Source organism: Candidatus Nitrosacidococcus sp. I8, from assembly GCF_945836005.1.
Classification (GTDB): Bacteria; Pseudomonadota; Gammaproteobacteria; order Nitrosococcales; family Nitrosococcaceae; genus Nitrosacidococcus.
The window spans coordinates 1,435,075-1,451,850 of sequence record NZ_OX241534.1; the positions used below are offsets into that span (position 1 = coordinate 1,435,075).

Annotated in this window: 15 protein-coding genes; 5 read left to right on the top strand and 10 right to left on the bottom strand. The window is 38.4% G+C overall.

The window, feature by feature from the left end; genetic code table 11:
- Positions 1 to 6: 6 nt before the first annotated feature.
- Both OOL07_RS07080 and OOL07_RS07085 read right to left on the bottom strand, forming a co-directional pair.
- Positions 7 to 1,467, bottom strand: a complete 1,461-nt coding sequence (locus OOL07_RS07080; RefSeq protein WP_264695846.1) for a CotH kinase family protein — start codon at positions 1,465 to 1,467, stop codon at positions 7 to 9.
- Positions 1,468 to 1,709: 242 nt separating this feature from the next.
- Positions 1,710 to 2,441: a 16S rRNA (uracil(1498)-N(3))-methyltransferase gene (locus OOL07_RS07085; protein WP_264695847.1), complete on the bottom strand. Its 732-nt coding sequence runs from the start codon at positions 2,439 to 2,441 to the stop codon at positions 1,710 to 1,712.
- A gap of 257 nt (positions 2,442 to 2,698) precedes the next feature.
- On the opposite strand from OOL07_RS07085, the gene OOL07_RS07090 reads away from it, so the two are divergent.
- Complete coding sequence (locus OOL07_RS07090; RefSeq protein WP_264695848.1) at positions 2,699 to 3,436, top strand: cistern family PEP-CTERM protein; 738 nt, start codon at positions 2,699 to 2,701, stop codon at positions 3,434 to 3,436.
- A 95-nt stretch (positions 3,437 to 3,531) separates the two neighbouring features.
- Here the strand turns inward: OOL07_RS07090 and OOL07_RS07095 are convergent, their stop codons facing one another.
- Together OOL07_RS07095 and OOL07_RS07100 are read right to left on the bottom strand one after the other, a co-directional pair.
- A complete protein-coding gene (locus tag OOL07_RS07095) occupies positions 3,532 to 4,881 on the bottom strand; it encodes an adenosylmethionine--8-amino-7-oxononanoate transaminase (protein WP_264695849.1) in 1,350 nt (449 codons plus the stop codon).
- Between the two features lie 103 nt (positions 4,882 to 4,984).
- On the bottom strand, positions 4,985 to 5,902 hold the full coding sequence (locus OOL07_RS07100; protein ID WP_264695850.1) for a hypothetical protein: 918 nt from the start codon (positions 5,900 to 5,902) through the stop codon (positions 4,985 to 4,987).
- A gap of 212 nt (positions 5,903 to 6,114) precedes the next feature.
- Between OOL07_RS07100 and pgeF the strand changes: the two genes are divergently transcribed.
- Positions 6,115 to 6,846 carry a peptidoglycan editing factor PgeF gene (gene pgeF / locus OOL07_RS07105; protein ID WP_264695851.1) on the top strand — a complete coding sequence of 244 codons (732 nt, stop codon included), beginning with the start codon at positions 6,115 to 6,117 and terminating at the stop codon, positions 6,844 to 6,846.
- Between the two features lie 132 nt (positions 6,847 to 6,978).
- On the opposite strand, the gene OOL07_RS07110 is transcribed toward pgeF, so the two are convergent.
- Entirely contained in the window at positions 6,979 to 7,884 is a 906-nt protein-coding gene (locus OOL07_RS07110) for a fatty acid desaturase (RefSeq protein ID WP_264695852.1), read from the bottom strand.
- Positions 7,885 to 8,017: 133 nt separating this feature from the next.
- Here OOL07_RS07110 and OOL07_RS07115 point away from each other — a divergent pair, with 133 nt between their 5' ends.
- Positions 8,018 to 8,935: a glycosyltransferase family 9 protein gene (locus tag OOL07_RS07115; RefSeq protein WP_264695853.1), complete on the top strand. Its 918-nt coding sequence runs from the start codon at positions 8,018 to 8,020 to the stop codon at positions 8,933 to 8,935.
- Positions 8,936 to 8,940: 5 nt separating this feature from the next.
- Positions 8,941 to 9,978 (top strand): glycosyltransferase, encoded by a 1,038-nt coding sequence (locus OOL07_RS07120; protein ID WP_264695854.1) that lies wholly within the window; start codon positions 8,941 to 8,943, stop codon positions 9,976 to 9,978.
- Here the strand turns inward: OOL07_RS07120 and OOL07_RS07125 are convergent.
- The 5 genes from OOL07_RS07125 to OOL07_RS07145 all read right to left on the bottom strand — a co-directional run bounded on the left by OOL07_RS07125 (position 9,970) and on the right by OOL07_RS07145 (position 15,571).
- Entirely contained in the window at positions 9,970 to 10,965 is a 996-nt protein-coding gene (locus OOL07_RS07125; protein WP_264695855.1) for a glycosyltransferase family 9 protein, read from the bottom strand. The two genes, OOL07_RS07120 and OOL07_RS07125, sit on opposite strands and share 9 nt — an antisense overlap.
- A gap of 5 nt (positions 10,966 to 10,970) precedes the next feature.
- On the bottom strand, positions 10,971 to 12,878 hold the full coding sequence (locus OOL07_RS07130) for a hypothetical protein (protein ID WP_264695856.1): 1,908 nt from the start codon (positions 12,876 to 12,878) through the stop codon (positions 10,971 to 10,973).
- Between the two features lie 6 nt (positions 12,879 to 12,884).
- On the bottom strand, positions 12,885 to 13,619 hold the full coding sequence (locus tag OOL07_RS07135; RefSeq protein ID WP_264695857.1) for a tetratricopeptide repeat protein: 735 nt from the start codon (positions 13,617 to 13,619) through the stop codon (positions 12,885 to 12,887).
- A 186-nt stretch (positions 13,620 to 13,805) separates the two neighbouring features.
- Complete coding sequence (locus OOL07_RS07140; RefSeq protein ID WP_264695858.1) at positions 13,806 to 14,675, bottom strand: tetratricopeptide repeat protein; 870 nt, start codon at positions 14,673 to 14,675, stop codon at positions 13,806 to 13,808.
- 155 nt (positions 14,676 to 14,830) lie between these two features.
- Positions 14,831 to 15,571 carry a tetratricopeptide repeat protein gene (locus tag OOL07_RS07145; protein ID WP_264695859.1) on the bottom strand — a complete coding sequence of 247 codons (741 nt, stop codon included), beginning with the start codon at positions 15,569 to 15,571 and terminating at the stop codon, positions 14,831 to 14,833.
- Between the two features lie 504 nt (positions 15,572 to 16,075).
- On the opposite strand from OOL07_RS07145, the gene OOL07_RS07150 reads away from it, so the two are divergent.
- Complete coding sequence (locus OOL07_RS07150; RefSeq protein WP_264695860.1) at positions 16,076 to 16,720, top strand: PEP-CTERM sorting domain-containing protein; 645 nt, start codon at positions 16,076 to 16,078, stop codon at positions 16,718 to 16,720.
- Positions 16,721 to 16,776: the final 56 nt, after the last annotated feature.

Below are 16,776 nucleotides of genomic sequence, written 5' to 3' on the forward strand. Positions count from 1 at the left end.
TCATTATTAATTATCCTGTTGAACTTGATTTAATTTTTGAGCTTCTAATTGAATTGAAGCTAGCCATTGATCAAAAACCCCATTATGTTTCAGGGTATTCCATTGCTTTTTCGCATTAGCTACAAACCCCGGATCTTGAAAAAATCGAGCATACCAGCCCTGAATTTGCATCCGTGGAACAGTTGGGTTTTTAATATCCATCTGATTATCATTACCCGAGCTAATATCAAAATCCCATACCGGCCCCATATAGAGAAAAGGATTGTTCCGAGCTTTATAGAAATAGGTACTACTATACATTGCACCCGTATCCCGGTTACCCATCACATCATTGACGATATAAAAATTAATGGCTGCCGCTTCATCAAAATACTTACGCCATCCAGTTTCAGGATCGGTAAAATCTACAGAATAAAGTGCTGTTTCTGCTCCATTGACATAATCAGTAATATAATTAAGTTGCTCTGGTATTGGGGGGAAAATATCAGGACTCTTTAGAATAATTGGAAACCCACGAGTTGTTACAAATCTAGGATCATCAGGATCAGGTGGATGGCGATCAATTTCATTAAGGTATCCACCTGTAATCTGAGGCAATTCTGTATCTGATTCGGAAAGTTCGTCTATATTAACTTGGTGTTCACCAACATCTCGTTTTTCAACAAGTTGATATAACCCTGCATAAGAATCGTTTAAATAAAGTGCCACAAATAGTGAATGGGGTGCCCATGGCATCAATTCTGAGGTGCCACTAGGGGTAGGAATAACACCAGTATAGCCTGTAGGTATCAGAGTTTCATCTAGATAATCCCCACCGTAAGGGATGTGATTTGCTAACCAAAAAGCCGACCAATTTCGCAAAAAAGTTTTATCATCGTAATTGGCAAGTAGAAAATAAGTTTTTTTACTTCCACAGGTCGGCTGTCCTGAATCTTTATCCACATAGCCACAGTCAAATCCCATGGTAGATAAAACATCCATTTTTTTACTTAATTTAATAGTATAAGAAAGCTTAGGCATATTCACTGTGGAATTACCGTGAACTTTAAACTTTCCTGTACTATCAGCATGGGTTGAATTGGGTAAATAGCTCTCTCCATCTGCAGAAGTAATCGTTATGTTACCGTTTATATAAGTGCCATCTAAGATGGGAGCACTATTATTAGTATCAATACGCAGAATAGGAAGATTAGCTTCTAGGAGAACAAATGCAGGATCTGAAATGGATATGGTTAAAGCAATAGATTGTGTGATCTGATCAGAGCCTACAGCACCCACTAGAGTGGCGGTGGTTTGCCAGTCAGTTCCTCGACCTCGTGAAGGAAGTCGCTTTTCTTCGTTAGTATTTTCATCGCCAGCTACTACCCCTTGACCTGTAGAAGGAGACGCACTTAAAGTAAGTACACCAGAGCCTCCTGGATTTAATGTGACTGGTGTAACAGTGATGCCAGAAGGAAGATTAGTCATAGTAATGACTACTGGTTAATAGTTTTTTTAAACTTTTCAAAATAAACTATTTTATTTTTTATATCAATGGAAAATATTGATGATTTTTTAAATCAAAAAATAAATGTATCTATATGATATTAGAGTTTAAGTCTAATATTTTTAGGTAGGATAAATTTAGTAGCCTTATTTTTTAATAAGGCATAAGGGGAAAATCAGAAGAAATAAGTTTTATAAAGATATGAAGAGTTAGGATTTTTGTTTTAAAAATCCCCCCAAAGTAGTTGGAGGCCAGTTAATGCAGCTGTCGTAGCAGTTTCTGTACGTAAAATTCGAGGACCTAACCGTATTCCAATAAAACCAGATTCTTGAGCTTGTTTTATTTCTGTAGTACTTAATCCCCCTTCTGGACCAATCACTACCATAAATAGTTTATTTGAAGGAGGAGAGAAGTTTTTTAATAAACTGTTTGCGGTAGGGTCAAGTAATATTTTTAGCCCTTGCTCATGATGGATAACTTTTAGAAAGTCGGCAAGTAATTGAGGATTTTCTAAGGTAGGAAGATAATTACGGCCGCATTGTTCACAGGAACTCATTATAATTCCTTGCCAGTGGGCTAAGCGTTTTTCAGCTCGCTCTTGGCTAACATTACTATATTCCGTAATTAAAGGAATAATCCGATTTACCCCTAGCTCTACTGCTTTTTGCACCGCATAATCCATATGATTTCCACGGGAAATTCCTTGAGCTAGGGTAATAGTGAGTGATGATTCAGTTTCTCGATCTAGCCGATCTAATAAATGAATTTGAACTTGTTTTTTATTGATTTCAGTTAAAATCCCTTTATATTCGTTTCCCTGCCCATCAAATACATATAGAGAAGATCCTAGTTTAAGGCGGAGTACCCTAATGTGTGTCGCTGCCCTTTCATCCAATGTCACTGTCATATCTGTTTCTAAAGATAAGGGCATATAAATACGGGGGATGGTTGCCATATTCTCGTAGTTTTCTAGTTTTAAATAGCATTAAATACTACTGTATTTCACAGTGGAAAATGCCACTCTTTATAGAAAAAACTAAGTTTATTATTATGTTGACAAAAATAGTCACTTACTGTGATAAAAAATTACACTTTTCTTCTACGCTCTACGCTCTACGCCTTATTTTTCTAATATTATACTTCTTGGCATGAATTTTGCTTTATCTACTACATTATTGATAGTAACGTAGATATATAGAAGGAATATTATATATGTATAAAAAAATAGCACTTTTGGCAACAACCACTCTATTGGGTTTTGTAGCTATCCCCATACAGGCAGTTGTGATTACTGGCTCTACCGTGAACCTTACTTCAGGCGATGTGGGTAAATCTTTTGATTTAAATTGGGCACAGCAAGCTAGTGGAAAGACTCCTGCACTATCAGCCAGTAGTACTTGGATCATGGATTCTTTTGATACCAGCACAAATACTGCAACTTTCTCAATAACACTTGATAATACAACTGATTTAGCTACCTCTGGACTTAGCAACGCAGGTATTACTACCTTTGGGTTTCAAGCAGATAATTTAGATTTTGCTGATTCCTCCATAACTGGTGATGTATTTAATAATATCGGCAATGTTAATGGTAACTTCCCTGGCGGTTTTAGTGTGAATACATGTGTATCTACTGCAGGTTGTAAGGGTGGAGCACAAGGTAGTGCACTGGCAGCAGGAGATAGCACTTCAATGAATCTATCCCTAGCTTTCGGTGGTGGTGGTATTGAAAATGGGATAACACTTTCAACGTTCCCAATCAAATTCCAAACCTCCGCTGGTTCTTATGAATTTGCTGCATCTGTATCAACACCAAACAATGGTAACCCAACGAATCCATCAGTGCCTGAACCTAGCATTCTTTGGTTATTTGGTGCAGGGTTATTTGCATTAGGCTGGGTCAATCGTCGTCACAATTTCTGTAGCCATAGCCAAACTTGCTTTGTTTAATTATCTGTTAGAGTAGTAAACTAGCCCTAGCCTTAAGTTAGGGCTTTTTTTATGAGCAGCTAAAAATTAATGTAACCATTAATATTAAAAATACTTTAATCACAAGTAGCCCGATTAATCCCTTCCCAAGCTATTTTTGCCAATAGTTCAATTTCTTCAGGTGTAATTACATAAGGGGGCATAAAATACACCACATTACCTAAGGGACGTAAGAGCACTCCTTGGGTTAAGCCATATTCATAGACTCGCAGCCCTCGCCGTTCTTGCCAAGGATAAGGGGTTTTGGTCGCTTTATCTTTAACCATTTCAATGGCTAAAATCATCCCATGTTGACGTACTTCTGTCACATGGGGATGATCTATAAAGTGGGCAGTAGCCATTTTCATCACTTTAGCTAGGGTTTGATTATTCTCTAGTACTGGATCTTCTTTGAAAATATCTAGGGTAGCTAAAGCTGCCCGACAAGCAAGAGGATTGCCCGTATAGCTATGGGAGTGAAGAAAAGCTTTTAAGGTACCATAATCATCATAAAAAGCTTGATAAATATCATTATGAGTCAAGACTACTGCTAGAGGCAAATAACCTCCTGTGAGTCCTTTAGATAAGCATAGAAAATCAGGGGCAATATTGGCTTGATTACAGGCAAATAAAGTACCAGTACGACCAAAACCCACCGCTATTTCATCATGAATTAAATGAATCCCATAGTGATCGCAGGATTCTCGGAGTAAAGAAAGATAAATAGGATCATACATCCGCATATTGCCTGCACACTGGACTAAAGGCTCAACGATTACCGCACAAACTTCTTCATGATGGCGTTCAAGTGTTGCCTCCATGTGACTAAATTGCCTTTTAGTATAATCTGCCTCACTTTCCCCTGCTTCTCGATAAAAACAATCGGGAGAAGGTACCGTAATTACATCCATCAACAGAAGTTTATAGGTTTCTTTATAAAGCGCTACATCTCCTACTGCTAATGCCCCCAAGGTTTCTCCATGGTAACTATTAGTTAGGGTAATGAAGCGTGTTTTTTTGGTTTTCCCTTGGTTGTACCAATACTGGTAGCTCATTTTTAACGCTACTTCAATGGCAGCAGAACCAATGTCGGCATAAAAACAACGGGACAGCCCTTCTGGAGTGATGGCTTTGAGTCGCTCAGAGAGTTCAATAATCGGTTTGTGGGAAAATCCAGCCAGAATCACATGCTCCAGAGTATCTAATTGGGCTTTTACCTTTTCGCTAATTCTTGGATTAGCATGACCAAATAAATTCACCCACCAAGAGCTAATCCCATCTAGGTACTTTTTACCATTAAAATCTTCTAGCCATACTCCTTTTCCTCGGCGAATGGGAATTAGAGGGAGTTTTTCGTGATCTTTCATTTGAGTGCAAGGATGCCATAGCACATTGAGATCCCGCTCTACCCATTGCTGATTATTCATATTACATTCTATGCTGCGTTGTAAATTTATAGATAAACCCTACCACATTCCCTACTAAATAAGATAGGTTCAATAATTTTCACTCTACTTCTTGGATAAATAATCACTCTGAAGTAGTGTTTATTTGATTAGCCAGAGCATTTAATTGACTAACCAGAGTATTCCATTGAGTCATTACAGCATCGAATAAGTTAGAATTAACATTTGTGTTTATCTGATCGGCTAGTGCATTGAGCTGAGTCATTAAAACAGAAAGTTGACTGTTAGGCGTGTTAGCTAAAATATATTTTGCAGATTGAGGATCGCCCAATTCGGTGCTCAGATTTTTCCCAACGTCATACATACGGCTAGCCACAAAAAATGAGGCATTCTCCATAAAACTACTTAAACTAGCAAATTCTATTGGTGCTCCATCATTACTCACAACTCCTATCATATGGTTAAGCCCATTTAAGATAGCTATAAAAAATTTTTCACTTATTCCACTGCCCATTATTCCTATATAAACATTATTGCCTAAAGTGTTAGAAAAAGCAGGATATGTGGAAATACCTACCACACTAGAAGAAGCACTATAGGCTCCTATAGTCATAGAGGTGTTAGTTTGGGGATCAGTATATGTACTTGTCAGCATCATAATGCTTCCTTCGTTCAATACAGGGAGTATGGGAGATGTAATTGAAACTGTCCATAATCCTTCAAGGGAATTTAAGCTATCTGTTCCGTCCTTAAAATTAAGTCGGTGAATGCCTAGATTATTAATGGATAAACTACTGTTACTGTTTACACTATAAGTGTCTGTGCCTTCGGGTGTAGTTGTATTATCAGGGTTAGTCTTCACCATTTGCACTTGAGCTATGCTGTCTTGAAAAGTTCCACTTCCACTTGTCCAAGTGTCATCTAGATTAAATTTAGAGACAAATAGCGTATTGTTCTGAACTTCAATATTAATGCCGCTAAATTCACTGGTGGGTTGATCAGCAACATACCATCCATTTTCTGGAGCAAGAGAAGGTTGCATTCCATTGTCTGCAGAGAATGCTATTCTGAAATGAGTAAATATTACTAGTAGAACAAATGTGGTAATAGATTGATTTTATTCATTATTTTAGTACCTCATTTATTATACTTGGTTATTGGTTTTTTGATTTATTTTATTTACTCACTAATATAGGTTATAGCAATAGAGATTGCTTCCCTATTATTTAATTAGTTAATGTAGTTGATTAACTCATGCTACCTATCATTACCCCTAATTGGTCTGCTCCAAGCCATATTCATGCCTATACCACGACACGACAAGGTGGCATTAGTACTACTCTCTATGATTCTTTAAATTTAGGAGATCATGTGGGGGATGTACCTGAATTGGTAAAACGAAATAGAGAGATTCTCTATCAATCCTTATCTTTGCCTAATGAACCTATTTGGCTTACTCAAATTCATGGCAATAAAGTCATTGATGGATCGAATAGTTTAGAACGACAAGGAGATGGATGTTTTTCTCATTATCCAAATGTAGTCTGTGCTATTTTAACTGCCGATTGCTTACCGATTTTAATTTGTAATCAACAAGGCAATCGAGTCACAGCAATTCATGGCGGTTGGCGAGGATTAACAAATGGAATAATTCAAAATACCATTAAAAAATTAGCTACCCCAGCAGAAGAATTATTGGCTTGGTTAGGTCCTGCCATTGGTCCACAGGCTTTTGAAGTAGGCAATGAAGTCAGAGAAATTTTTATAGATCAGGATAAGGAAAACCACATCGCATTTACCTATGTAGATAATACCCACTGGCTTGCCGATATTTACCAGTTGGCTCGGTTACAGCTTAAAAAACTAGGAATACATGCTATTTATGGGGGGGAATACTGCACAGTACGAGATGCTGATCTGTTTTATTCCTATCGGCGAGATGGGATAAAAACCGGACGAATGGCTACTCTCATTTGGTATACATAGAGTAAAGTGCTGGGAAATTATAAATATAGAAATAGGTATCTAAATTATATCTCCCTGTTCTAGGTATCTTTCAAATGGCTGTAAGCTAAAATTTAAACTCGGTAATGGTATAACTCCTAGGGTTTGTTCAAATTACTTTTCAATACAATCGATAGAGTAGTGTGCAGGCCAATTTTTTGGCCGGATATCAAAACCATATTGCACCATAAGGTCGTATGATCGTAACTGAGGCTCAAGTAATTTCCAAGTTTTTCTATTATTGTAGAACGGTGTAGATGGATATAAGTGGTGAATTAAGTGATATTGGTGCCCCTGCAAAAGTGATCCTAAGAGCCACTCATAACCAATGCGGATTGTCGTTGCTCTCATAGGGTGCTCCTCCTCCAGTGACAAATGTGGTAACCAAAAGAAGGAGAAACAGAGCATGATGGTGATAATGCGTGATGGGATATACCATAGCATCAAAACTTCTAACCCATAACCCATCGCAATGAGTATACTAATCACGATAGCACTTCCTATCATCCAAGGGATACATGCACGTATATACTTTATCCCAGTTTTGCCTCCATGATTTAACGCATAAACAAGGTATGTCACATCAATAAAGACCCATCTTGTTAGTGCCCATCCTCCACCGTGAAAAGCACAATCTGGATCTTTTTTAGGGTTATTAGTAAAACGGTGATGTTGTAGATGCCCCCATCGAAATAGGGACAGGCTTCCGTATGGTGCAATTAAGAAAAGTACACTTTGTGCTATCCAATCGTTTATCTGCTTATTGCGACAAATGCCAAAATGAATACCATCATGTATTGGAGTCATCACATAATACCCAACAACACTATTAATCAGCATTCCACCCCATAGAGGGATGATTCCCAGTACGGCCGATGTATCCGTTACAATATAGGACCCAATTATTATAGCCGCTACTAAAATAGCTGGCCACGATACATCTGGGCGGGATGTCAATCGGTGAAGATCTTCGAGTTGTGTTGGTGTCATACTGGAAAGATCAATATTAGGACGGTTCATAGCTTGATTCTCTTGCAAGCCAAAGGTTAAGTCCAATAAAGATTTTTTCTCTCACTATTATTTTCCGTATATATCATATTACTTTATAAATTTTTATGATTATACAAACCATATCTAATTGAAATTTGGCTAAATGCACCGAATACTTATAATTACCTTAAGTAATATTGGGGATGCGATTATGACTACCCCAGTTTTGGAAACCCTATACCAGCAGTTTCCAGAGGCAAAAGTGGATATAGTAGCCGATCGCCGATCCAGTGAAATTTTCCAGTATTGTCCTTATATTGATGGTATTTTCCATAAAAATAAAAATGAAGGCTGGCAGGGTGTTATCCGCTTAATTCGCCAATTAAGAACAACCCGTTATGATTTAATTGTAGATTTACGAACCGATGGGCTTTCCTATCTACTCAGGGCAAAGAAACGACTGACTAAGCAAAAAACTAATGTAGAGACTACCCATTCCGTAATTCGTCATAGATCAGCACTTGATCCTATTCTACCTAAAGAATTTCCCATTCCTCCTTGTTCCATTTGGATTCCAGAAAGCTACCTTAAAGAAGCCAAACAAATCCTTGCAGTGATACCAAATCAAAGAATGCTTGCCATTGGGTTAGGGGCAAACTGGCCTCCCAAAATATGGCCTGCCCTCGAATTTTTAAATCTCATTTCTTTAATCAAAGATAACTTTGATAGTATTGTGCTCGTAGGAAGCCAAAATGATCGGGTATATAGCCAGCAAGTGATCCCTACCCTACCCTTGCCTTACCTCAATTTATGTGGGCAAACCAATTTATTACAAGTGGCAGCCATTTTGAAGCAAGCCCAGATTTTTATTGGCAATGATTCGGGATTAGGCCATTTAGCAGCCGCAGTCGGTACCCCTACATTTACCGTATTTGGTCCGGGAAATCCAGATCGGTATCATCCTTGGGGACTCTATAACTATTGGCAAGTCGCTTCTGATCAAAATCTGCAAAATTTAAAAGCAGCTGATATTAAAAATCAAGTACTTGATTTGATTCAACTTACTTTCCAGCGAAAATAAACTCCATGAAAATTACTCAAATCATGCTTACTCAAGGATTTGGTGGTGCAGAGCGTTATTTTTTAGATTTATCCTTAGCTTTAGCAGATCTGGATTATCAAATCCAAGTCATTTGCCACCCCAAGTTTCAATATAAAGCTAAATTAGAAAATCACCCTAATATTACCCTTAGCCCTGTACGAGGGTATGGTACTTGGGATCCCTGGGCAGGTCATAACATAAAAAAACAACTTCAAGAATTCCAGCCTCAAGTAGTACATACCCATTTATCCCGAGGCGCTTGGCTAGGTGGGAAATCCGCTGCAAAATTAAATATCCCCACCCTTGCCAGTATCCATAACTATATAAAGCTTAAACGGTATCAATATATTGATATTTTTATTCCCTCTACTTTAGATGAAAAAACATTTCTAATAAATCAAGGAATCCCCCCTAGCAATATTGAACATATTCCCCATTTTTCTCGATTATCTCCAGTAGTCCAGCCACGCACCTTACCCAATGATCCTGTATTTATTGCTTTAGGTCGATTGGTGAAGAAAAAAGGGATGGATGTATTGCTCCAAGCCTTTGCCCATTATCTGCAACAAGGAGGAAAAGGAATTCTTAAAATCGGTGGCGATGGAGCAGAAGCAAAAACATTGTTAGATCTATCTCATCAACTCAATATAATGGATAAAGTAACATTTTGTGGCTGGGTAGATGATGTGGCTAAATTTTTAAAGCAAGGAGATATATTTATCTTGCCTTCTTTTGATGAACCTTTTGGGATTGTGGTATTAGAAGCTATGGCACTAGGGTTGCCCATTATCACCACCCAAACTCAAGGACCTTTAGAGATTCTAAGTGCAGAGTCAGCTTACTTTGTTCCTATTCAAGATCAGGTAGCACTCGCTGAAGCGATGAAAGAGGCAACCCATAATCCAGAGTGTACTTATCAAAAAGCAGCAGCTAGCTTAAACTTATATAAAACCCAATATACTTTTGCAGCCCTCGCTCCTCAAATGCAAGCCCTTTACCAAAGGGCAGTAAATCTAACTTAAAAAGCCATCTTGCTTTAATTGAGCCAGCACCATTTCTGGCTTTAGATCCACTAAACATTTATGCCCTCGTTCTGGGGGACATTGGGGAATAAAACAAGGACTGCATTCTACATGATGAGTTAGGACTCGATCTTTTTGCCCCACGGCGTAGCTTCGTTGCCAATCTGTAGGACCAAACAAAGCATAAACTGGGGTTCCCGTGGCTGCAATAATGTGCATAGGAGCCGAATCGGTAGTGATGGCAAAATAAGCATGATGTGCCAACTCTGCTAACTCTAGTAAAGAAAATAATCCAGTAGCATCAGTGCCTGCAAATTGCACTAGCTTTTGGTTAATTTCGGCATCTTCCTTACCTCCCAGCCAAATGACTGCCAGTCCATATTGTTCCGCTAAAATAGTGCCTAAGGTAACAAAATGGTTAGTGGTCCACCGTTTGCTTTCCCAACGAGTACTAGATCCAGCATGAATGAGTACTATTTTTTGCTCAAAAATTCCTTGCTGTTTTAACCATTCAGTCACTTGCTGCCGATCTGCACTGCTACCTTGCAAATGAGGACCATCCAGTGCAATAGGAATATTTGCCGATTCCAACAAGCGGTTTAATCGATGAAAGCTATGGACTTCCCCATCAATAATCCCTTTATTTTCTGGAAAGTGGGTGTAAGGAAATCCGGGACCTAGCCCCGCTTTTTTGTTAGCACCAGAAAGGGAAACCATCATTTTGCTTCGATCGCTACCCTGTAAATCTATCACCACCTGAAAGGTTTTACTCCGTACCCAACGGATAGGATCAGCCACCGATCGTAACCCTTTGCGAGGAAAAGTTTGCACCTTGAGATGAGCAAATTCTGAAAATAAGGATCCATATTCTGGGGCTGTCAGTAGCCACACTTCATCCTCAGGATAGTGTTGAATAATTTGCTGAATATGGGGCATGGCAATAATCACATCCCCCAAAGCCCCCAGCTTAATAATGAGTACCCGCATTTTAATTAAAATCCAAACATATGATCCAAACTAAATTGGGTACCTTGGGCATTGATTAAGCCATGATAACCAAACAAACGACACGTGGTATCTCGCACAATAATATAGGCTTTTGCCCCTGCCTCTGCCCTTTCTTGTGCATCAAATAAATCATCATAGTACCAAAGTGCAGAGCCACTACAAGGAATCATCAGTTGCTTTCTTACTATTTCCATCCCTTTTTGATTATAGAGAATAATTTGAGTATTAGAATAAGGATGCCAAGGGGTGGAGGCTGGATAAATCAAATGGCAAAAGGTTCTAGTAGAATCTCGCCCTAGCCGTAAAAATAATCGAGTGGTTAATCCCGGTGGCGATCCAGTATAAGACTGGGGTTCGTTTTTATAGGTCAACACGGTATTAAACACATGACTACCAAAGCTGGTATCAGCACCCCATAAATATTCTCGATCTTCATAGCGGAATAAACCATGAAGCCAACCATCTGCTGCTGTGCCTACTTCAAAATCATAGACTAACTCTACATGACCATAGTCATGAAGAAATTGGAATTCTCTTAATAAATCATCTAAATTCAAAGTGACGCTTTGATTCCGAGATAAATTTCCAAAGCAATGGCTAGCGATGATTTGCCCGGAAGGATCATAGGCAATTAATTTAATCGGTAGATGTTGCTGGCTGGTTGCCATAGGCGTGGGCATGACAAGAGTTTTCCAGTGGCTTCTTGGCAAAATAGGTGCAGGCAAAAGATAGCCTTTACCCAGCCAAGGACTCATGTGAGAGATTTTATTATCAGGTACTAAATCCACCCGCTCCACATTGGCATGGGCAATTCGCCTGCTATGATCAGTCATCACCTCATAACGAGGGCGAACAAAATATTTACCGGCTCGAATTTCTAATTGCTCAGGCCAAATCGCATGGGGCAATAAATCTGTTACCTGCAAAGGATAAGTGGCAAAAGGCGGGATTTCCTTATCTAACCATTCAATCTCCTCACTGCCCATCAAATTTAGCCCAATTTCCCCTTTAGGAATAGGGCAAGGTTGGCTATTTTGAATCCATAATGTCACTTGCTCCCCTGCTCTAGGCGCAGGCAATCCGGCATAACGCTCTGCCGGCCAGGCATTGGCATCATGGGTAGAGGATAAAATAGAGCGATTGTCATCGTAAATATCCAAGGCATATTTCACTACGTCATGGCCAGCCACATTAATAAAGTGGACAAACAGACTACCAGTAAAATCTGGAAGTTTAAACCGCTGTTTTACCTCTTGGCTATCGATGGTAATGGTATGCACTGAATCAGAAAGCAAAGTTTGCCATTGGGCAAGGGATTTGCCAGATTCATCAAACAGGGTGCACCAAAGGCTTGCTTTTTTTGCTCCATAACCTGCCCAATAATTAGCCGTGGTTAAACGAGTATGGAGATTTTGACTTTCTCGGAACAATACAAAGTTAGTAGCAAAATTAAGGGGATCTAAATACTGCTGAGGGTTGGCAAGCATGCGATCCGCAAGCCGTAAAATATCTAAGGTGAACAGGGGCATTTTGGGAGAGAGTAAATGCTGGATTTGCCATTGATACACCCCAGAGTCAAACACTGCAATAAACAATGCCGAATCTGGATAGTGGGGTAACACGGTAATAGGCTGAGTGGTATGACCCTGCACCACCTGCCCAATGTGTTCTGTTTTTTGTACTAAAATAGCCGCAATGTTGAGCTTGGATACATCATACAAAGCAGCAAAACTTTGGAACTGCCCCACAGGATCATAAACCACCATGGATTGTGCTTGGACAAGCAACTTAAGCAACTGATGGGCTTTTTGAGCAGCCAAAGGATGGCCCAGAGCTTTTACTAAACTTTGCCCTCCTTGGATTTGATGAAAGGTATCAATGATTAATGGCACGGAAATCTAGCGATGCTGTAAATAATTGTTCAGTGCTTTGAGTAAATTCCCCGGCTGACTCATAGATGCACTGAGATCTTGTCCGGCACTAATTTCCTCTTGTGTCATATCTTGGCTAATAAGCTCCCGTGTTTCTCTTGCTTGATCAAGCTCAATGGCTGCTACATTGGCTAAGGCATAAGCGATTACCTTATTTTGAATCACCCCTTGCCCTAATGCGTAGTTAAACGCCAACATATCTTGAGCTGAAGCATTGCCTTGATCGGCGGCTTTTTGATACCAATACACCGCTTGTTTATCATTTTTAGCCACCCCTTGGCCTTTGCCATACATGGTTCCTAAATTAAATTGAGCTGAAGCATGTCCTTGATCGGCAGCTTTTTGATACCAATAGACGGCTTGCTTGTAGTCCTGAACAACACCTCGACCATCAAAATACATAGTTCCTAAATTATACTGCGCTAAAGTATCTCCTTGATCAGCGGCTTTTTGATACCAATAGGCTGCTTGTTCGTAGTTTCGAGCAACCCCTTTTCCATCAGCGTACATAATCCCTAAGCCGGATTGGGCTGAAATGTTTCCTTGTTCTGCTAATTTTTTAAGTAACTTAAAAGCAGTTTTATAGTCTTCTTGACTATAAGCAGTGACGACTGGATCAAAATCCGTATCTGCCCAGCTCAGTTGATAGGAAAGCAATGATTCGCAAAATAAAAAGAGCGTAAAAGCTAATTTCTTTATCATGGTGCAAATGATGTTTAAATTTAAGCCTAAGATCAAAGATACAAACTTTAAGAGGAAAGCGAAAGGTTAATTTAACCTTTCATTTCAAAGAAGTTGTAGACTAGACTAGCTTAGTTTTAATTTACTAAGAGATAGGGAGCTTTATCAGAGAGATTTTGAAACAAAATAGTTGGTAAAACGATTAATTTATTTTAAATAAATAAGCGGATAGGAATGCTTTTGTAAATACTCATTTACAGCAGATAATAAATTTCCGGACTGACTTATCTGCTTGCTTAAATCTTGTCCAGCCGTGCGTTCCTCCTGAGACATTTGCTGGCTTATGATGTTCTGTGCTTTTTTTACGTTATCGTCCCTTATTGCTGATGCTTTAATTAAAGCATAAGCCACCACATTATTTTTAATCACCCCTTGCCCTAGGGCATATCTCAGCCCTAAATTATATTGAGCTAAGGCATTTCCTTGTTCGGCTGCTTTTTGGTACCAGTACACGGCTTGTTCATAGTTTTTAGCCACTCCTTGCCCATTGTCATGCATATTTCCTAAATTATTTTGAGCTAAGGCATATCCTTGCTCAGCGGCTTTTTGATACCAATAGGCTGCTTGCTTATAATTTTGAATTACCCCTTGACCGTTATTGTATTTCACTCCTAAATTATATTGTGCCAAAGTATTGCCTTGTTTGGCCGCTTTTTGATACCAATTCACTGCTTGTTCATAATCTTGAGTTACACCTTGGCCATTGTCATACATATTCCCTAAATTAAATTGGGCTAAGGTATTGCCTTGCTCAGCGGCTTGCTGATACCAATAAGCTGCTTGCTCATCATTCTGGGCTACTCCCTGACCATTGGTATACATAACCCCTAAATTATATTGAGCGATAGCGTGGCCTTGATGTGCTAGCTTGTTAAGCAAACCAAAGGCAATTCTATAATCTTTGCGATTATAAGCTATAGTTGCTGTCCTAAAATCCGAATTTATATCTGCCCAACCTGTTGAACTAAAAAATAGTGATCCACTTAGTAAAAAAGAAATAAAAATTAATTTCTTCATAGTATTTAAGTACCTTTATGGTGTTAGGCTTGGCATAAAGATACAAACTCTAAGGGAAAATCCAAAGGATAGTCTCTCTTTATTTCAAAGAAATTATAAAATTGAGTGGCTATAGAATAACTAATTAATTTCAAATCAATAAGAGAATAAAAAAACTAGGAATGTTTTTTTAAATACTCATTTAAGGCAGGTAACAAATTGCCGGGTCGAATCATTTGGTCACTAAGTTCTCGCCCTGCCGTAAGCTCTTCCCAGCTCATTTTTATACTTATCTTTTTTTGTGCTTTTCTTGCTTTACTGTTACTAACAGCAGCAGTACGGACCAAAGCATAGGAGACTACCTTATTTTTAGGTGCGCCACGACCATGGTAATACATCACCCCTAAGTTATATTGTGCATCGGTTAACCCTTGATTAGCAGCTCGTTGATACCAATGTACTGCTCTTTTATTACTTTGAATCACACCGATACCATTGGCGTACAACACACCTAAATTAAATTGAGCATCTGCCAGTCCCTGATCAGCTGCTTTTTGGTACCAGTTAGCAGCTTTTATATCATCTTGAACAATCCCAATGCCATTGAGATACATGACTCCTAAATTATTTTGTGCCGAAGCGTGTCCTTGTTCAGCAGCCTTTTGGTACCAATAGACGGCCTTTTTATCATCTTGAGCAGCACCGATGCCATTGTGATACATCACCCCTAGATTATTTTGCGCTCCTGAATCCCCTTGATTGGCTAGCTTTGTCAGTAAATCAAATGCAGTCTTATAATCTTTACGATCATAGGCAGCCACTGCTGCATTAAATTCTGCACTGGTATCTGCCCAGTTAAGCTGAGGGAAAAGAAATAACCCAATGAATAGCAGAGGAAAAAGTGTGTATTTTTTCATGAAAATTAAGATAGATTTTTAGCTCTAACTAAATTGTATAAATACTTTATATAGAAAAAGCTTAGATAAGCATTATTTTAAAAGCCACCCAAAAAATCTCAGCATAGTCAAATTCTAACAAGGAAATATTCTATTTTTCCTATATTACCCACTTACTTTAAACATAAAAACGAAATTTTCCCTTTAATAGGGTAATTATTCCTTCTCCAGTATTTGTTCCTAATCCCAATGAATTTAGCTAAAACTTAAGAGCAAATGGCATTATTTGGTCTAAAGTAATAAGCATATTTTGTAAGACTTAATTAATTTTAAATATAGATTTATATAACCAAATATCGTATTAATTATATAAAAAAAATTACTTTATCTTTTTCATAAAATTCCTATAATAGATTTTTATAAAAATAATTTTTTTCATAGTTTTTCAAAAAACCATCATATATAACAAACACCATTAAAAAAAACTAATTTTTGTTTCCATCTTAGTTTAAAGGCTAATAATATATGATTAAATTTTTATTAAGGTTGATGGTAGGTGTATTGGCGACGATCAACATAGCTCAGGCCGATATCATTTATCACTGGGTGCCTAGTGCACCACTCCCTGGAGGATCACCCACCAATAAAGGAGATATATGGATTACTGGTGGAGAAATTACGATTAACGATGATGTGTTTGAAACATCTCTCAATGATGGTTATGTGATTGGATCTTCTACTCCACCAATATCTTTCAGCATTAATTTATCTAGTACCACTATGGGGGATAGCATCTTCAGCGGAAATACTAATAGTTTGGCTTTTCCTTATGCTACAGACGTACCACTTACAAATGCTGGCTTTGAGATAAACAGTCTTTATTTTGGTGATGAAATATTACCGACTACTGATGTAACCAGCTCGTTGTCTGGGGTAATTGCTTTTGATAATGTGGAAAGTCCAACATATTCTATTGCAATTTCTCCAACTTCAAATACAGGTAATGCATGGTCAGTGGTAATTATAGATCCTGATCATCCTAAGGGAATAGGCGGTACATCCTTGGGCAGTTTTGTAAGTAATGTTCCTGAGCCTAACACTTTACTGTTGTTTAGTTTAGGCGTTTTTGGATTCATTACCTTATCTAGGTTAAAGCAAGAACCCATTTAGCTGATTATTTTGAATTCTCTAGGTATGTTTCTTAACTCTAAGAAATGCCTAGAGAG